Raw genomic sequence first — 15527 nt, 5'->3', positions numbered from 1 at the left:
TAAGAAATCGGTAGGTGACTTATGGGCCGCGAAATTCTTACCGTTGTTGAAACGGTTAGTAATGAAAAAGGTGTTAGTCGTGAAGCGATCTTCGAGGCTTTAGAACAAGCTCTAGTTGCTGCAACGAAGAAAAGATTTTATGAAGGTACGCATGCTGAAGAAGCTCAGCTTCGTGTAGAAATTGATCGTAAAACTGGTGATTACAGTACGTTCCGTCAATGGACTGTTGTGGCAGATGAAGATCATGAAATGCCAGCTTGCCAAGATGCGATTTCTGACCTTGACCCATCTAAATGGTCAATTGGTGATGTACGTGAACTCGAAGTAGAATCTATTGAGTTTGGTCGTATCGCTGCACAAATTGCAAAACAAGTTATTGTACAAAAAATTCGTGAAGCTGAGCGTGCGTTAGTTGCTGATGCATACGAGTCTAAAGTTGGTGAGTTGATTTACGGTGAAGTGAAAAAACAAACCAAAGATGGCTTTATTATCGATTTAGGCGACAACGCTGAAGCTTATCTTGCGCGCGAAGAAATGATTCCTAAAGAAATTCTTCGTCCAAAACAACGTATGAACGCTATTTTATACAATGTGAACCGTGAAGGTCGTGGCGCTCAGTTATTGTTATCACGCGCTAAGCCTGAAATGTTAATTGCTTTAATGAAAAAAGAAATTCCTGAGATTTCTGAAGAAATTATTGAAATTAAAGCAGCGGCACGTCAACCAGGCGTTCGTGCTAAAATTGCAGTGAAAACAAATGACCATCGTATTGACCCTGTAGGTGCATGTATTGGTATGCGTGGTACGCGTATTCAAGCGGTACAACAAGAGTTAAACGGTGAACGTATTGATGTAGTGGTCTGGTCTGATGATCCAGCTCAGTACATTGCAAGTGCATTAGAACCAGCTGATGTTTCAGGCATCGTGCTTGATGAAGATGCAAGAAGTGCCGATATTATTTTTGCAACCAGCGATCAATTGGCTCGCGCGATTGGCTCACAAGGCCAAAATGTTCGCTTGGCTTCTGATTTAACTGGCTACAAACTCGACATGATGCTTGAAGAAGAGTATCGTGCTCGTCAGCAAAATGAAGCTCAGCAATATCTTGACATGTTTGTATCACGTCTCGATATTGAAGAAGATTTAGCAATGGCATTGGTGGAAATGGGCTTTACCTCTTTAGAAGAGATTGCTTATGTTCCAGCTGAAACTTTTGACGAAATTGAGCTTGATACCGAATTGGTTGAGTTATTGCAAAGTCGTGCAAAAGAAGCAGCACTTACTGATGCTTTGAAACAGCAAGAAAATATTCAAGAACCGAGCGCAGACCTTCTAACAATGGAAGGCATGACTTCTGAGATCGCTTACTCGCTTGCCGCTCGCGGTATTATTACTGTCGATGATTTGGCAGATCAGGCTACTGACGATATCTCTGATATTGAAGGACTTGATCATGAAAAAGCAGGTCAATTGATCATGAAAGCTCGCGAATCATGGTTTAACTAGGAGATGAAATATGACGGACAAGTCGATTAAAGAGTTAGCTCTCAGTGTAGAACGTCCTGTTGAGAAGCTCCTAGAACAGGCTCGTGAAGCAGGTTTGCCTCAACGTACAGCAGACGATATTATTACCACTGAACAACAGGATACTTTAGTCAATCATTTGAAAAAAGTACATGGTCAGGAAAGTGGTAACACAGGAAAAATTGCGTTGAAACGTAAAACAACCAGTACCGCTAAAGTTGCAAGTACTTCAGGTAAAGCAAAAACAATTAACGTAGAAGTACGTAAAAAACAGGTTTTTGCTAAACCAAACCCTGAACAAATTGCAGCTGAAGCTAAAGCACGTGCAGAAGCTGAAGCTAAAACACGTGTAGAGCAGCAAACGCGTGACACTGCACAGCAAAACGCGCGTCTTCAAACAGAGCAAAAAGCAAAAGCAACTTTAGATGCTATGCGTGCTGCTCATCAACAAGATAGCGCTGCTCAGACAGCTCCTAAAGCTGCTGTAGTCGTGAAAAGACGTGGTGGTGGTACAGTAAAACCTGCACCAAAACCAGCAGAAACATTAGAGCAAAAGAAAGCGCGTGAAGCACAAACAGCTCAGTTAAAAGCAACTGAAGAAGCTGCGCGTCGTAAAGCGGCTGAAGAAGCTCAGCAACGTACACTTGAACAAATGCGCAAAATGGCGTCTAAGTATTCAAATGACGAAGCTACTACTACAATTCGTGTGATTGATGATTCTCCACTTGCTTCAGGTCTAGTTGGCCAAGCTTATGAAGATTCATTTAAGCAAGAAGACCGTGAAATTAAACGCGGTGGCGCAACCACTAACCCACGTGCGGGTAAAAAAGGTGGTCGTCGTGGTCAAGAAGAGCAAAGCTTTGTTAACCATAACAAACGTGGTTTAAAATCAAGTCAGGCAAATAAGCATGGATTTGAAAAGCCAGTTAAAAAGCAAGTTTATGATGTAGAAATCGGTTCAAGCATTGTTGTTGCCGATCTTGCTCAAAAAATGGCGATTAAAGTACGTGAAGTTATCAAATCACTTATGAAAATGGGTGAGTTGGTTAATCAAGAACAAGCTATTGATCAAGATATAGCAGCACTTGTTGTTGAAGAAATGGGCCATAACCCTGTTTTAGTTTCTGATACACAAGCGGAAGATAACTTGCTTGAAGCGGCTGAAGAAGCACGTGGTGAGCAAACAACTCGTCCGCCAGTTGTTACCATTATGGGTCACGTTGACCATGGTAAAACATCATTGCTTGACCGTATCCGTCGTTCGAAAGTGGCGGCAGGCGAAGCAGGTGGTATTACCCAGCATATTGGTGCATATCACGTTGAAACAGACAAAGGAATCATTACATTCCTTGATACACCGGGACATGCTGCGTTTACTTCAATGCGTGCACGTGGTGCTAAAGCAACGGATATCGTTGTATTGGTTGTCGCAGCAGATGACGGTGTAATGCCACAAACTGCAGAAGCAATTGACCATGCGCGTGCAGCAGGAACTCCAATTATTGTTGCAATCAACAAAATGGATAAAGAATCTGCTGATGTAGACCGTGTGTTAAATGAATTAACAACGAAACAAATCGTTCCAGAAGAATGGGGTGGTGATGTTCCGATTGCTAAGGTTTCTGCGCACAGTGGACAAGGTATTGATGAACTTCTTGATTTAATTCTTATTCAATCAGAATTGATGGAATTAAAAGCATCTGCTGAAGGTGCTGCACAAGGTGTTGTTATTGAAGCGCGTGTTGATAAAGGCCGTGGTGCAGTAACTTCTATTCTTGTTCAAAACGGTACATTAAACATTGGTGACCTCGTTCTTGCAGGTTCATCATATGGTCGTGTCCGTGCAATGTCTGATGAAAATGGTAAGCCTATTAAATCAGCAGGACCATCTATTCCAGTAGAAATTCTGGGTCTTCCAGATGCTCCAATGGCAGGTGATGAAGTTCTTGTTGTAAATGACGAGAAGAAAGCACGTGAAGTTGCTGATGCTCGTGCTGACCGTGAACGTCAAAAACGTATTGATCGTCAAAGCGCAATGCGCCTTGAAAATATCATGTCGTCAATGGGCAAAAAAGATGTTCCTACAGTGAACGTTGTTTTAAGAACTGACGTACGTGGTACTTTAGAAGCATTGAATGCAGCTTTACATGAATTATCTACTGATGAAGTAAAAGTTCGTGTAATTAGTTCGGGTGTTGGTGCGATTACTGAGTCTGATGTGATTCTTGCTGAATCTTCAGAAGCTGTATTGTTGGGCTTTAACGTTCGTGCCGATACGACTGCTCGTCAGAGAAGTGACCAAGACGGTATCGATATTCGTTACTACAGCATCATCTATGAATTGATTGATGATGTGAAAGATGCCATGAGTGGTAAACTTGCTCCTGAACATCGTGAAACTATCTTGGGTGTTGCTGAAGTACGTGAAGTATTCCACTCAAGTAAGTTTGGTGCAGCAGCAGGCTGTATGGTACTTGAAGGTGTATTGCATCGTAATAAACCGATTCGCGTATTACGTGATGACGTGGTTGTGTTCCAAGGTGAGTTAGAATCTCTTCGTCGCTATAAAGAAGTGGTTGAAGAAGTTCGTGCCGGTATGGAATGTGGTCTTGCGGTGAAAGGTTATAAAGACATCAAAGTGAAAGACAAAATTGAAGTCTATGATGTTCAATTGATTAAACGGAGTCTTTAATGGCGGGTAGCCAACGCTTAAAGCGCATGGCGGATTCAGTGCAACGTGAGTTGTCTGAGCTGATCCGTCAGGAGCTTAAAGATCCTCGCTTAGGTGGTCTAGTGACCATCTCGGCGGTGAAAGTCAGTGCAGACATGGGTTATGCTGAAGTTTATGTCACTGTAATGGGACGTGAGCTTGGTGATGAGCAAAGTGAAGCAGCAAATAAAGAAACTTTAGATGTATTAAATAAAGCTTCTGGTTTCTTGCGTCATGAATTGAGTCGTCGTATCAAGACACGTATTACGCCAAGATTGCGTTTCCATTATGACAAGACGAATGCCTATGGTAACTATATGTTTGGTCTGATCGAGAAAGCGGTAAATGATTTACCGAAACGCGAGTCAGATGACGAACAGTAATATAACTTAAAAATAAAAAAGCCACCTTCGGGTGGCTTTTTTATTGGTTGTCTTTTTTTCCTATTCTTTAGGAGGGTCCATAGGTGGTTTATTTTGTGAGAAACGCTGTCCAATTTTATAACGATCCCAAGGCAAAGGGCGTTCAATTGCTTCAGGAACTTCTCCACTAAGCGAGCGTAAACGTAAATGTAGCGCAGCTTGAGCAATTAAATTTGCTGAAACCGGTGCGGTAATAAAAGCTAAAAGTGTGATCAGTAGCTCGGCAAAACCAAAGCGGCCTTGAAAAGCAAAAAAGATCATGGAAGCAATCAAGAAGCTGCCTAATCCTAACGTACTCGATTTTGTGGGTGCATGTAAGCGCATGAATAAGTCAGGTAAGCGGACCATACCAATTGAGCCGACTAACATAAAGAAAGCGCCAAAAATCAGAAAGACCGAAACAATAATTTCCATTACAAACTGCATTTTGATCTCTCCTTAATCGACAACATGACCGGTTGTGAAGTAACGAGCTAAAGCTGCTGTAGACACAAAGCCTAGCATAGCAACCAGTAGCGCTCCTTCAAATAAAGAGGTCGTCATCCAGTAAATGCCTAGCACAACAATGAGGCAAGTTGCATTTAAGAAAAGAGTATCGAGTGCTAAAAGTCGATCTACAATTGATGGACCGATTACCATTCGGAAAAGACAAAGTAGCATAGAGATTGTAATGGCAATTAAGCTAATACCTAGAGCATAGGGTAGGATTGTCATACACTTGCCTCCGTTTCGCTTTTTACATCAAAAATTTCCATAAGTGGAATTTCATAGCGTTGTTTGATGTCTTGAATGTCAGATTCGGTATCATCCGTGCTCAAGGCGTGAACCAAAATATCTCCACGTTCCTGATCAATACCGGCAGAGACAGTACCAGGCGTTGTCGTAATGATCATCGCCAGTAATGTATTGACCTGCTCATGTTCCGTTTCTAGTGGCACACGATACCATTTAGGATGTAAATTTTTGGTAGGCCCTAAAACGAGCTTTGCTACTCGAAAGTTAGAAATGACAATATCCCAAAGCACTACAAAGCATAATTTAACAGCAGGTTTCCAGTGAATATGCGGTGTGCGGGTAATGAACGGTTTGACTAAACGAGGAATGATCAAGCCTAAAAGCACAGCCGTCAAAAGATCACTGGCATCAAGACTATGTGACAGCATCAGCCAGAATAAAATGATAAGAACGGAAACAAATGGATGTGGAAACCAGCGTTCAAGCAAATGAGATAACTGCATTGTTATGGCTCCATAGGTTTCAATTGACTTTCATCAACAATGGTAGGTGTTTGTAGTTTGTCCTGTTGCTGAATTTGTCGATGTTTATATTCTGAAATATGTTCACCATTAAAGGTATCTTTCGAAATAATATCAGGAATGAGGTAAGCATTATGATCTTCAACTTCACCCCCATATTTAGTTTCTGGTAGGTAAGCGGGATCAAAGGGTTGCACGCTGATAAATTCACCGTTTTGATCTACTTTAAGAATAGTGCGTTGGTAAAGCGCATGGTCTTGAATCTGCTGAGCAGTACTTAATGTGTAATGCTGAATAGGTGCAGCAAATACGACATAAGCCATTAAGCCAGCAAGTAACACATAGATGACTTTATCATTACGTGGTGGAGCTCGTTCTGGTAAGGCCCGATAAAGAATATAAGCGGGATGGATTGGATCTTGTTCAGGAGGTGTTGCTCGCCAGAACAAGATAAAACCAACACGTGTTAGAGCAATAATACTTAATAGGCTAACAACAAGTACCACACCAATGATCCATGCTTGATAACTGGTTTCAACGGTCGCTTGTAAAATGAATACTTTTCCAAGGAAACCACTAAAAGGTGGTAAACCCGCGAGCATCATGGCAATCAAGAAATAAGTCAGCATAGCCGCTTTTTCTTGTTTGATTCTTGGGGCAACTTTTAAGTGATCTTTGAAATCTCCACGTTGTGAGGTTATCCATCCACAAAATAGATAAAAAGCCGCTCCAATCAGCGTACTGTGCACTAAGTAATATAATGCGCCAGACCATGCTTGTGTATTCGACATGGCAATTGCCGTGAGCAAGGTGCCAATTGAAGAAAGCACCATAAACCCGACAAAGCGACGTAATCGATCTGCTCCAATTGCTCCAATCACACCATAGAGTGATGTAATTAAACCAATAGGAAGTAACCAGCTTTTTAAGATTTCTTGGCTAAGCGCATCGTCAAATACAGTTCCATTCACACGCAAAATCGAATATATACCGACCTTGGTCATAATGGTGAAAATTGCAGCTACAGGCGTACTTGCAATAGCATAAGTTTTTGGTAGCCAAAAACCTACAGGAAGCATAGCTGCTTTAATGCCAAACACTACAAATAAAAGTAACGCACCTGCTACGGCTAATTTATGTTGATCTGCTTCGAGTGTGGGGATAAGACGTGAAACATCCACCATGTTGAGGCTACCCACACTACCATAAATCATACCAAGGCCAATTAAGAATAGGGCAGAGGCTAAAAGATTGATAATGACGTAGTGAACACCTAGCTGAAAGCGTGGCTTGCCTTGTCCATGTAAAAGCAAAACATATGAAGCCATCAACAAGATTTCAAAAAAGACGAAAAGGTTAAATAAATCGCCTGTTAAAAATGCTCCGCAGATACCCATTAACAAGAAATGAACCATGGCATGGAAATAGCGACCACGGGTATCCCAATTGTCGCTTGCATACCATAAAACTGGGACGACTAGTGCATAGGTCAGTACCAGCATAAAAGCAGAAAGGCGATCTAATACGAGTACAATACCAAACGGTGCTGACCATTCACTCAGTTGGTAAATGGTAATCTGGCCCGTGCTTGCAAAGCTCAAATATACAATTGCGGTAATTAATCCAGCAATTGCCGAAACAAGACTAATGCCACGACGCCATGGTTGTCGCCAGTCATCTTTTAAAGCACCTGCTCCAGGGTTGCCGAGCAGTAATAATATAAAAGCAGTAAATGCCGGGATGAGAATGCTAAAAATAGGCGCATGTTCTTGCCAGAAAGATAAAAAATCAAACATTACGGCTCATCCTCGCGTGGGTCGTATGTTGGAGAGATGTCTTCTTTAGCATCAACATGATCACTACCTGACTCATAACGGCTACGCAGCGCCAGTTGTACAATAAAAGCGGTGGTTGCAAAACCGATCACAATGGCTGTTAACACCAGCGCTTGAGGAAGTGGATCGGTTATTTTTGTTGTTTCGGTTAAAATTGCTTGTGAGCTGATTTGTAATCGGCCCATAGCAAATAAAAATAGGTTTACAGCATAGCCAATTACAGCTAATCCAAGCACGACAGGGAAAGTACGAGCACGTAAAATCAGATAAATACCTGTGGCAACAAGTAAACCAATAGCAGAAGCCAATAAGAATTCTAAACTGATCATGATGATTCCTCCCGATGTGGTACTACAGGACCAGACATACTTGAGTGGCGAGAGTCTCCCAATACAGAGATGAGCAACATCGTTGCACCAACAACGGTGATATAAACGCCTAAGTCAAAACTTGCAGCTGAAGCCAAATGTAGTTTTCCTAAAATTGGTAATTCAACATACACGTGCGCGCTGGTGAGGAATGGGCGTAACCAGACCCATGCAGCTACACCAGTAAGCCCAGCAATTGTTAAACCTGAACCAATCCAGACTTCGTAAAGACGCCCTGATTTTGCTTTGAGTAATTGTTCAGTTTGGTCTTGACCTAGCGCAATATATTGGATGATTAACGCCATTGAGGTGATTAGACCTGCAATGAAGCCACCGCCCGGATAGTTATGACCGCGCATAAAGATATAAACACTCACGACAAGCGCTAATGGCAACACCCAAGAGGCTGTAATACGGAACATGAGCGGAGATGGATTAAAACGGTAGGTGAGGCCTTGGGTCATGGTTGTACCATGTACACGCATGCCATCCATGAGGCAAAGTGATCCAATAGCCGCAATTCCTAGTACCGTAATTTCACCAAAGGTATCGAAACCACGGAAGTCAACTAAAATGACATTTACAATATTTGAACCACCACCGAGTGGTAAAGATTGTTGGGCAAAGAACCATGAAATCGAATTATGATCACGAGTTAAAATCAGCCACGTAATCCAGCCTATCCCTAAGCCTCCAACAATGGCTAAAGCGGCATCTCTTAAACGTCTTGAGCGCAGAGATTCATAAGGCGTTAGCTGTGGAAGTAAAGATAAACTCATTAATAAAAGAACAGTGGTTACAACATCCACAGTAATTTGCGTCAATGCCAAATCTGGAGCTGACATGGTGACAAATACCATCGTTACAACCAGACCAATTGCACCACTAATGAGGACTGCTTTAATACGTTCATGGTGGAACCATAGCATCATCCAGCAACCCGAGAATAAGGTCAGCCAGAGAACGATGGCAATCCATGGGGCATGAGTGAGTTCACGTGTGCCTGTAGTAAGCCCTTGATTAAGTAGCGGCATGGTTACCATGATGATGCTAAAAGCAATGATCAAGAACAAGTAACTTTGCAATGAGCCATTTTCAGTTTTTTGTTTGATTTTTCGGCTGGTGAGCAACAGATGTTTTAAAAATAAATCAAATAAAATACGGCCTTGTAATCTGCCAAGACGTGGGTCAAGGTCAATTTTACGAATCATGCCATCTTTTGCCAAAGCAAAATAGAAGAGTGAGCCACCCACTAAAGCAATAATACTCATAATGAGAGGAGCATTGAATCCGTGCCAGATTGCAAGATGAGTTCCTGCAAATTCTGGTTGCATCAAGCTTGCTCTCGTTACGCTATTGACCAGTGGTTCTACCAATAAAGAAGGTAAAATTCCAACCAAGATACATAGCACAGCAAGAAGAATGGCGGGCGCACGCATGCCGATCGGGGGTTCATGTGCATCTTTATTTGGAACTTGTTTACCAATTGGGCCATCAAAAAACACGCCATGCACTAAGCGAATTGAATAACTTACTGCAAAGATACCAGCCAGAGTTGCAATAATGCTGGCAAAGATAACCGTTGAACCTGAAAGATTCGCCAATAGCTCGGTAAAGAACATCTCTTTAGAAATAAAGCCATTGGTGAGTGGTACCCCTGCCATAGAAGCAGCGGTGATCATGGTTAATGTGGCTGTAAAAGGAAGTAATTGCCAAATACCACTGAGTTTTCGAAGATCACGTGTACCAGTTTCATGGTCAATAATCCCTGCAAGCATGAAGAGCGCTGCTTTAAATGTCGCATGGTTAATAATATGAAAAATGGCAGCAGCAACTGCTAAAGGCGAACCTATTCCAAGTAGACAGACAATAAGACCTAAATGGCTAATTGTTGAATAGGCGAGTAAACCTTTTAAGTCTTCTTTGAAAATGGCAAAACATGCTGCCATACAAAGTGTAAATAGGCCGACAAACGTCACGATATTGTGATAGATCGCAGCACCTACAAAAATTGGCAGTAAGCGGGCAAGCAGAAAGATCCCGGCTTTTACCATGGTTGCAGAGTGTAGGTAGGCAGACACCGGAGTGGGCGCAGCCATTGCGTTGGGTAACCAAAAATGAAATGGAAACTGAGCACTCTTCGTAAATGCACCAAGCAAGATAAGCAATAACATTGGAATAAATAGGGAATGGGCTTGAATGGCATCTTTCATGCCCATGATGTCATTAATTTCATAGGTTCCAGTGATTTGTCCTAATAGAACAAATCCACCCAATAACGCCAAACCGCCCATCCCTGTAATGGTGAGTGCCATTCGAGAGCCGCGTTGAGCAGCTTCATAATGACTCCAGTAACCCACTAATAAAAAAGATGAAATACTGGTGAGCTCCCAAAAGACTAATAAAATAATAAGATTATTAGAGAGCGAAATACCCAGCATTGCTGCCATAAACAGCATGAGTAAAGCATATAGTTTGCTTAAAGAATTTTTAGGGCCAAGATAGTAGTAGGCGTATATATAAATGAGTGTACCGATACCGGTAATAAGTAGAGAAAATAGTAAACCAAGAGCATCGAGTCTGAAGCTTAGATTAATTCCTAATTGAGGTAACCAATCCCAGCTTTGTTGAATGCTTGCACCACCAAGCACAGTTTTTGCTTGAGCCAGTAATAAACCAAAACTGGTTAAACTGACTCCGATTGCCCCTAAAGCCGTTACTCCACGCGAGAACCGTTGAAGCAATGAAACAAGGGTGGTGCCTAATATTAACGGTAATAAGATAATTATCGGTAGCACACTCGTATCCATATGTGATTTAGGCCGAGACCTAAAAGTGAAATTTTAATTTCAGAACAGATAGGAATTCAAAGAGATTTCCAAGGCTTGTATTCTGAAAAGCCCAACTAAATTAGAAAAATAAAGCGAGAAACAAGTTGTATTGCGCAACTTGAAGAATAAAAACGCAAAATGAAATTTATTGTACACTAAAAAAGCAGTAAAAATCTGATGTTATTACATGTAGTAACAACATCTAGTGATTTTAGAGCCTAAAAATCCTGCTTAAACTCTATATTGTGTGAAGCCGAATTTAATTAAAAAAATAGAGTAAATGGGCCATAAAATTTAAACAGAAGGGCTTTCTTCTGGTGTGTCGCCAGCATGAATCATGCGTAATAATTCATTTTTTTGTTGCTCATTTAGATTTTGGATTTGCTGAAATAAAACACCAATTTGTGCTGGAGATGGTGTTGGATCAATTAAGCTAAGAGGTTGTGCCTCTATAGACTGCGTTAATGGTTCGCTTCTTTGCAGCAATGTATAGATGTTTTCAAGCTGTTGCTTGGTTGTATTTAAATCAAGATGGCTAATTTTACCGTGTTCTAATTTTAAACATTGATAGTTGGAAGCATGTTCCAATAACTCCTCACGACTTCCTGTTGCAATAATTTGTAAGCGCGGGAATGCCTGATGAAGCCGATTCAAGATTTCTGTGCAATGTGTCGAGTCGAGCTGTGCATCAATCTGATCAATCAATAAAACCCCATCACCTTCAAGGCAAGGATTTAAACTTAAGGGATTAAGTAAACAGAGTCTACGCGCTACATCACCTACCAACGCAATCCAAGTTTTAGTTGTGTTGGAAAGCTGCTGAAAAGGTAGGGTTTGACCTTCATAGTCAACCATGAGCTGGAGCCGAGGTTGATATTGCAAATATAGGTCTTTAAGTTCAGGCAAAACAATATTTAATGCATTTTTCAGTGCATAGAGATTCGGGGAGGTGAGCTGTTTAGGCTGCCCTGATAACTCTTTTTGAAGCTCATTTAATAGTTCTGTTTGATCTTGCTGATCTGATTGTTTAGAAATAATACGTTGTACGAGATGTGCAGCTTGGGCATTCTCGATATCGCTAATTTCACGTAACCATTCAAAAAAACGAGTAAACGTTGTAAATGGTAGCGGGCTAATGTCATAGGCTGAAATGGATTGGGTAATGCCGGGTAAATTTTTATTCAGCAGATTAATATCATTTACAAATCGCTCGGCTGGGTAGTAAGCGACTAAGGGCAATCCTTGTAGTGGATCTTTTTTTGTGACTTGTTGATAAAGGGCCATAGTTTGATCAAGTTGCTGCGTCTCAACTTGGCTTATCCCAATGCCACTTGAATTTAGAGTTTTAAAAAGTTTCCAGCTACATAGTGAGGAATCCACTTGTTGGGCAGAGGTACTTTCAGGTAAATGACCAATTTCTGCTGGAATTTGAATGGTCACTTCGATTCTTGATTGTAGGCGCGACTGAGTAATGTCTTGATCAGGCATGACAATACCAGGGCTACGTAAATCTTTAAGACGGGCAGGGAACCAAGTTAAAGCATGGTAAGTATGTTTGAGTAACATACTTTTACCAGTTGCTTGTTCACCTAAAATTAAGGTAATAGGCTGTTTTTCATATTGAAACTGTATTTTAAGATCGTGAAATAAAGCAATATGTTTAAATTGGATCGATTCAAGTTTCATAGGCTCACCTAAGTATGAGCGCTTCAACCAACCGATTGACGAAGACTTAAAGGCGCCCTTAGTTTTAATTGTTGTATCAGATCATAAAGATGATGGATATTTAGACTTACTTTAGCACGAGTACAAGCAACGTAAAGTAATCTTAACTCCTCATCTGTAATTTTGTGTTCTAAGCCATTAATTTTAAATTGATAGTCATCTTCAATATGAACGCGGTTCCATTCTAACCCTTTAGCTTTGTGGGCTGTAGAGATGACATAATCAGCTTGCTCAATGGGTGTAATCTTTGCAAGTGCTTTCTTTAATGGGTCAGTCCCGTGATCATCAACCAATTTAACCAAAGGTTTAATGTCACTACCTTCATTGGTTTCACAGTATTCATGAACATCATGCCATGAATTGAACCATGCTAACTCAGGAACATCGGTGACACGTTTGCCTTGTTTCAAGAGGCTTGCAGCATCTACAAAACGGTTTAGTTTTTGATGGTCTGCTTGCAAACTCACTTTATCGCCATGAACTAATCCTGCCAACAAAAGTTCCATTGCACGGGCATTAGTGCGACATAAAATTGCGTCACGCATTTTAGTGTGAGGTTTATTAACTACACTTGATTTCTGGTTCGGATTGCCAAGTAGAGGAACAGTCTCATTTAATCCGCCCAGCAACGCATTGGCAACGTCAGCAATCGTTTCACCAAAACGAAAAGACGTGGTTAGACGAGATTCAGGTAATGGTAATTGCTGCATAGCATTAATTGCGCCACGCCATGCATAAATTTGCTGATGAGCATCGCCCACATAAATGACCTGCGTATTTTTTTGTCGAAGCAAAATACCCAGCATTAAAGGGTCGGCATCTTGTGCTTCATCAAATAACACATAATCACTAGGAATGTTTGGTTCAGATAATGCCCAAAGTTTAAGGTAAATATCATGGCCAATTCCGGCTTGATGATTCGGGTCAATCGACTCTAGCCAACGACGTTCCACAGCAGGATAAAGATGCTTTTGTAATTCGATAATATCATCTGGATGTAACCAATTCGGTGCTTGAATATGGCGAGGTGCAGGGTATTGAGAACTCGTTGAACAGAAGTAACCCACCGCATTTGCGACAAGACTTGCTAGTCGGCTTGGCATTAAGACATATTTCTCGTAACGCCCACCCATCATGCGTCGTAAAGTAATCGGCTCTAGTCGATATTCTTTAGCAATAAAACTTGGACTTAAGCGCGGTAGACGTAATTTGTCAGTTACACCACGGGGCACACTACGAAAGGCAAGTGAGTGAAAAGTACGGCAGTCGACATTGCGATGAAATTTGTTTTGGGCTTCACCAGCAATCGCTTTGTTAAATGCCAAATACATACCGCGCCGCTCAGGCATGGCATCGCTAATCATTTGTAAAGTAGTAGTTTTACCTGTACCAGCATAGGCAATCACTTTAAATGATTGCCCAAGACGTGCGTTGTCTATGGCAATTGCTTGCTCATAGGTAGCTTTAGGTTTTTCAATATTCGACACTGAGTGATTTTATACCTTGTTGCGGTTAGCTTTTTCAACTAAACCAGATAAACCCTGACGACGAGCTAATTCGTCAATAATAAGTTGTGGATTAAGATCGAAATAACCCAACATGACAATAGTATGGAACCACAAATCCGCTGTTTCATAAACGAGATCGTTTAAGTGAGCTTCTGAATCTTGAACTGCAAAATCTTTAGCAGCAATAATGGTTTCTACACTTTCTTCGCCGACTTTTTCTAAAATTTTATTGATGCCTTTTTTATAGAGGCTGGCAACATAAGAGGTATCTGCTTCAGCTTGCTTACGCTCTTGCATCAATTGACCTAAATGAGCAAGTACATCAACTTGTTCAGTGGTGTGGGCGTGATCGTGAGCTTCTGTTTTAGCATTTTCACCGTAAATTGCAGTAGGGTCTTTTAACTGTGCATCGACAATTTCCCAGCCCTGTGGGGTAAGTTTACGGTAGAAACAAGACTCACGACCTGTATGGCATGCAATACCGCCGTGCTGTTCAATTTGTAAGACAATGACATCGGCATCGCAGTCCAGACGAATTTCATAAACTGTTTGGAAATGTCCTGATTCTTCACCCTTGTGCCAGAGTTTTTGACGAGAGCGAGAGAAGTAAACGGCCTGATTTTTTTCCGCTGTGAGTGCGAGTGCTTCACGGTTCATCCACGCCACCATCAAAATGCGTCCGGTTTGATGATGTTGAGCAATGGCAGGGATAAGACCTTGTTCGTTAAATTTTACTTCATCGAGCCATTGCGTGTTATTCATGAGGAATCACCAAAGAAATATGAACTATAAATTGATTTAAGTCAGATGCTAAAAAATAGCTTGTATAGTGTACGGCATGAACGTCACTTTGCGGAAAAATTCTTTACGCTTTTTCTCTGTGTCAGGCTAACAAACAGCTTACTCTCATTACTTGTCAGTACGTTATTTAGATATTTCTGAAGTGAGAATATTGGAAATCTCAATCAAATTTTGATCTGGATCACGTATATAAACTGAGAGAATAGGGTGTATTGCACCAGTACGTTCAACGGGGCCTTCTTCAATTTGAATATTTAACTGATTAAGGTGTGTAACGACCTCTGAAATGGAAGTATCTGAAATAAAACACAGATCGGCAGATCCAGAAGTTGGATGCAATGCCTTGAGTTCAAATTCATTGCCTAGTTGATGCAAATTAATTTTTTGATGCCCAAACTTTAAGGCTTTTCTATCACCTTTAAACGTAATGACCTTAAACCCTAATACTGTTTGATAGAAATTACAGGTGTTTTCAATATCTGCAACGGTTAAAACGAGATGATCAAGGTGGCTGATTTTCATATATAACTCGCTATTCTTCTGTGAG

Annotated in this window: 13 protein-coding genes; 3 read left to right on the top strand and 10 right to left on the bottom strand. The window is 41.1% G+C overall.

Annotation, left to right across the window (positions count from 1 at the left end; all coding sequences use genetic code 11):
- The first annotated feature begins 21 nt into the window (after window positions 1–21).
- The 3 genes from nusA to RMB03_RS02220 are packed head-to-tail and all read left to right on the top strand — an operon-like array spanning window position 22 to window position 4617.
- Window positions 22–1506 (top strand): transcription termination factor NusA, encoded by a 1485-nt coding sequence (gene nusA, locus RMB03_RS02230; protein WP_311073523.1) that lies wholly within the window; start codon window positions 22–24, stop codon window positions 1504–1506.
- Between the two features lie 10 nt (window positions 1507–1516).
- The gene (gene infB / locus RMB03_RS02225) at window positions 1517–4216 is read left to right on the top strand and encodes a translation initiation factor IF-2 (RefSeq protein WP_005037181.1); all 2700 of its coding nucleotides are present in this window, start codon (window positions 1517–1519) and stop codon (window positions 4214–4216) included.
- Window positions 4216–4617 (top strand): ribosome-binding factor A, encoded by a 402-nt coding sequence (locus tag RMB03_RS02220; protein WP_003654587.1) that lies wholly within the window; start codon window positions 4216–4218, stop codon window positions 4615–4617. The genes infB and RMB03_RS02220 overlap by 1 nt, the downstream gene beginning before the upstream one ends.
- Window positions 4618–4677: 60 nt before the next feature.
- On the opposite strand, the gene RMB03_RS02215 is transcribed toward RMB03_RS02220, so the two are convergent.
- The 10 genes from RMB03_RS02215 to RMB03_RS02170 all read right to left on the bottom strand — a co-directional run bounded on the left by RMB03_RS02215 (window position 4678) and on the right by RMB03_RS02170 (window position 15502).
- Window positions 4678–5082 carry a Na+/H+ antiporter subunit G gene (locus tag RMB03_RS02215; protein ID WP_017391372.1) on the bottom strand — a complete coding sequence of 135 codons (405 nt, stop codon included), beginning with the start codon at window positions 5080–5082 and terminating at the stop codon, window positions 4678–4680.
- A 12-nt stretch (window positions 5083–5094) separates the two neighbouring features.
- Window positions 5095–5370, bottom strand: coding sequence for a monovalent cation/H+ antiporter subunit F (locus tag RMB03_RS02210; protein WP_005037177.1), 276 nt, complete (start codon window positions 5368–5370; stop codon window positions 5095–5097).
- On the bottom strand, window positions 5367–5894 hold the full coding sequence (locus RMB03_RS02205; RefSeq protein ID WP_005037176.1) for a Na+/H+ antiporter subunit E: 528 nt from the start codon (window positions 5892–5894) through the stop codon (window positions 5367–5369). Before RMB03_RS02205 ends, RMB03_RS02210 begins: the two co-directional genes overlap by 4 nt.
- Window positions 5895–5896: 2 nt before the next feature.
- Complete coding sequence (locus tag RMB03_RS02200) at window positions 5897–7708, bottom strand: monovalent cation/H+ antiporter subunit D (RefSeq protein WP_311073518.1); 1812 nt, start codon at window positions 7706–7708, stop codon at window positions 5897–5899.
- Window positions 7708–8076: a Na+/H+ antiporter subunit C gene (locus RMB03_RS02195; RefSeq protein WP_005037171.1), complete on the bottom strand. Its 369-nt coding sequence runs from the start codon at window positions 8074–8076 to the stop codon at window positions 7708–7710. The genes RMB03_RS02200 and RMB03_RS02195 overlap by 1 nt, the downstream gene beginning before the upstream one ends.
- On the bottom strand, window positions 8073–10925 hold the full coding sequence (locus RMB03_RS02190; RefSeq protein WP_311073516.1) for a monovalent cation/H+ antiporter subunit A: 2853 nt from the start codon (window positions 10923–10925) through the stop codon (window positions 8073–8075). The genes RMB03_RS02195 and RMB03_RS02190 overlap by 4 nt, the downstream gene beginning before the upstream one ends.
- A 315-nt stretch (window positions 10926–11240) precedes the next feature.
- The gene (locus RMB03_RS02185) at window positions 11241–12632 is read right to left on the bottom strand and encodes an AAA family ATPase (protein ID WP_311073514.1); all 1392 of its coding nucleotides are present in this window, start codon (window positions 12630–12632) and stop codon (window positions 11241–11243) included.
- A gap of 23 nt (window positions 12633–12655) precedes the next feature.
- Entirely contained in the window at window positions 12656–14158 is a 1503-nt protein-coding gene (locus RMB03_RS02180) for a UvrD-helicase domain-containing protein (protein WP_004640865.1), read from the bottom strand.
- Window positions 14159–14167: 9 nt separating this feature from the next.
- Entirely contained in the window at window positions 14168–14941 is a 774-nt protein-coding gene (gene hisIE / locus RMB03_RS02175; RefSeq protein ID WP_005037164.1) for a bifunctional phosphoribosyl-AMP cyclohydrolase/phosphoribosyl-ATP diphosphatase HisIE, read from the bottom strand.
- A 162-nt stretch (window positions 14942–15103) separates the two neighbouring features.
- Window positions 15104–15502, bottom strand: coding sequence for a VOC family protein (locus RMB03_RS02170; protein WP_311073511.1), 399 nt, complete (start codon window positions 15500–15502; stop codon window positions 15104–15106).
- Window positions 15503–15527 lie beyond the last annotated feature (25 nt).

The organism is Acinetobacter sp. V91_7, assembly GCF_031799075.1.
Classification (GTDB): domain Bacteria; phylum Pseudomonadota; class Gammaproteobacteria; order Pseudomonadales; family Moraxellaceae; genus Acinetobacter; species Acinetobacter calcoaceticus.
This window is presented reverse-complemented; position numbering and strand designations above follow the sequence as displayed.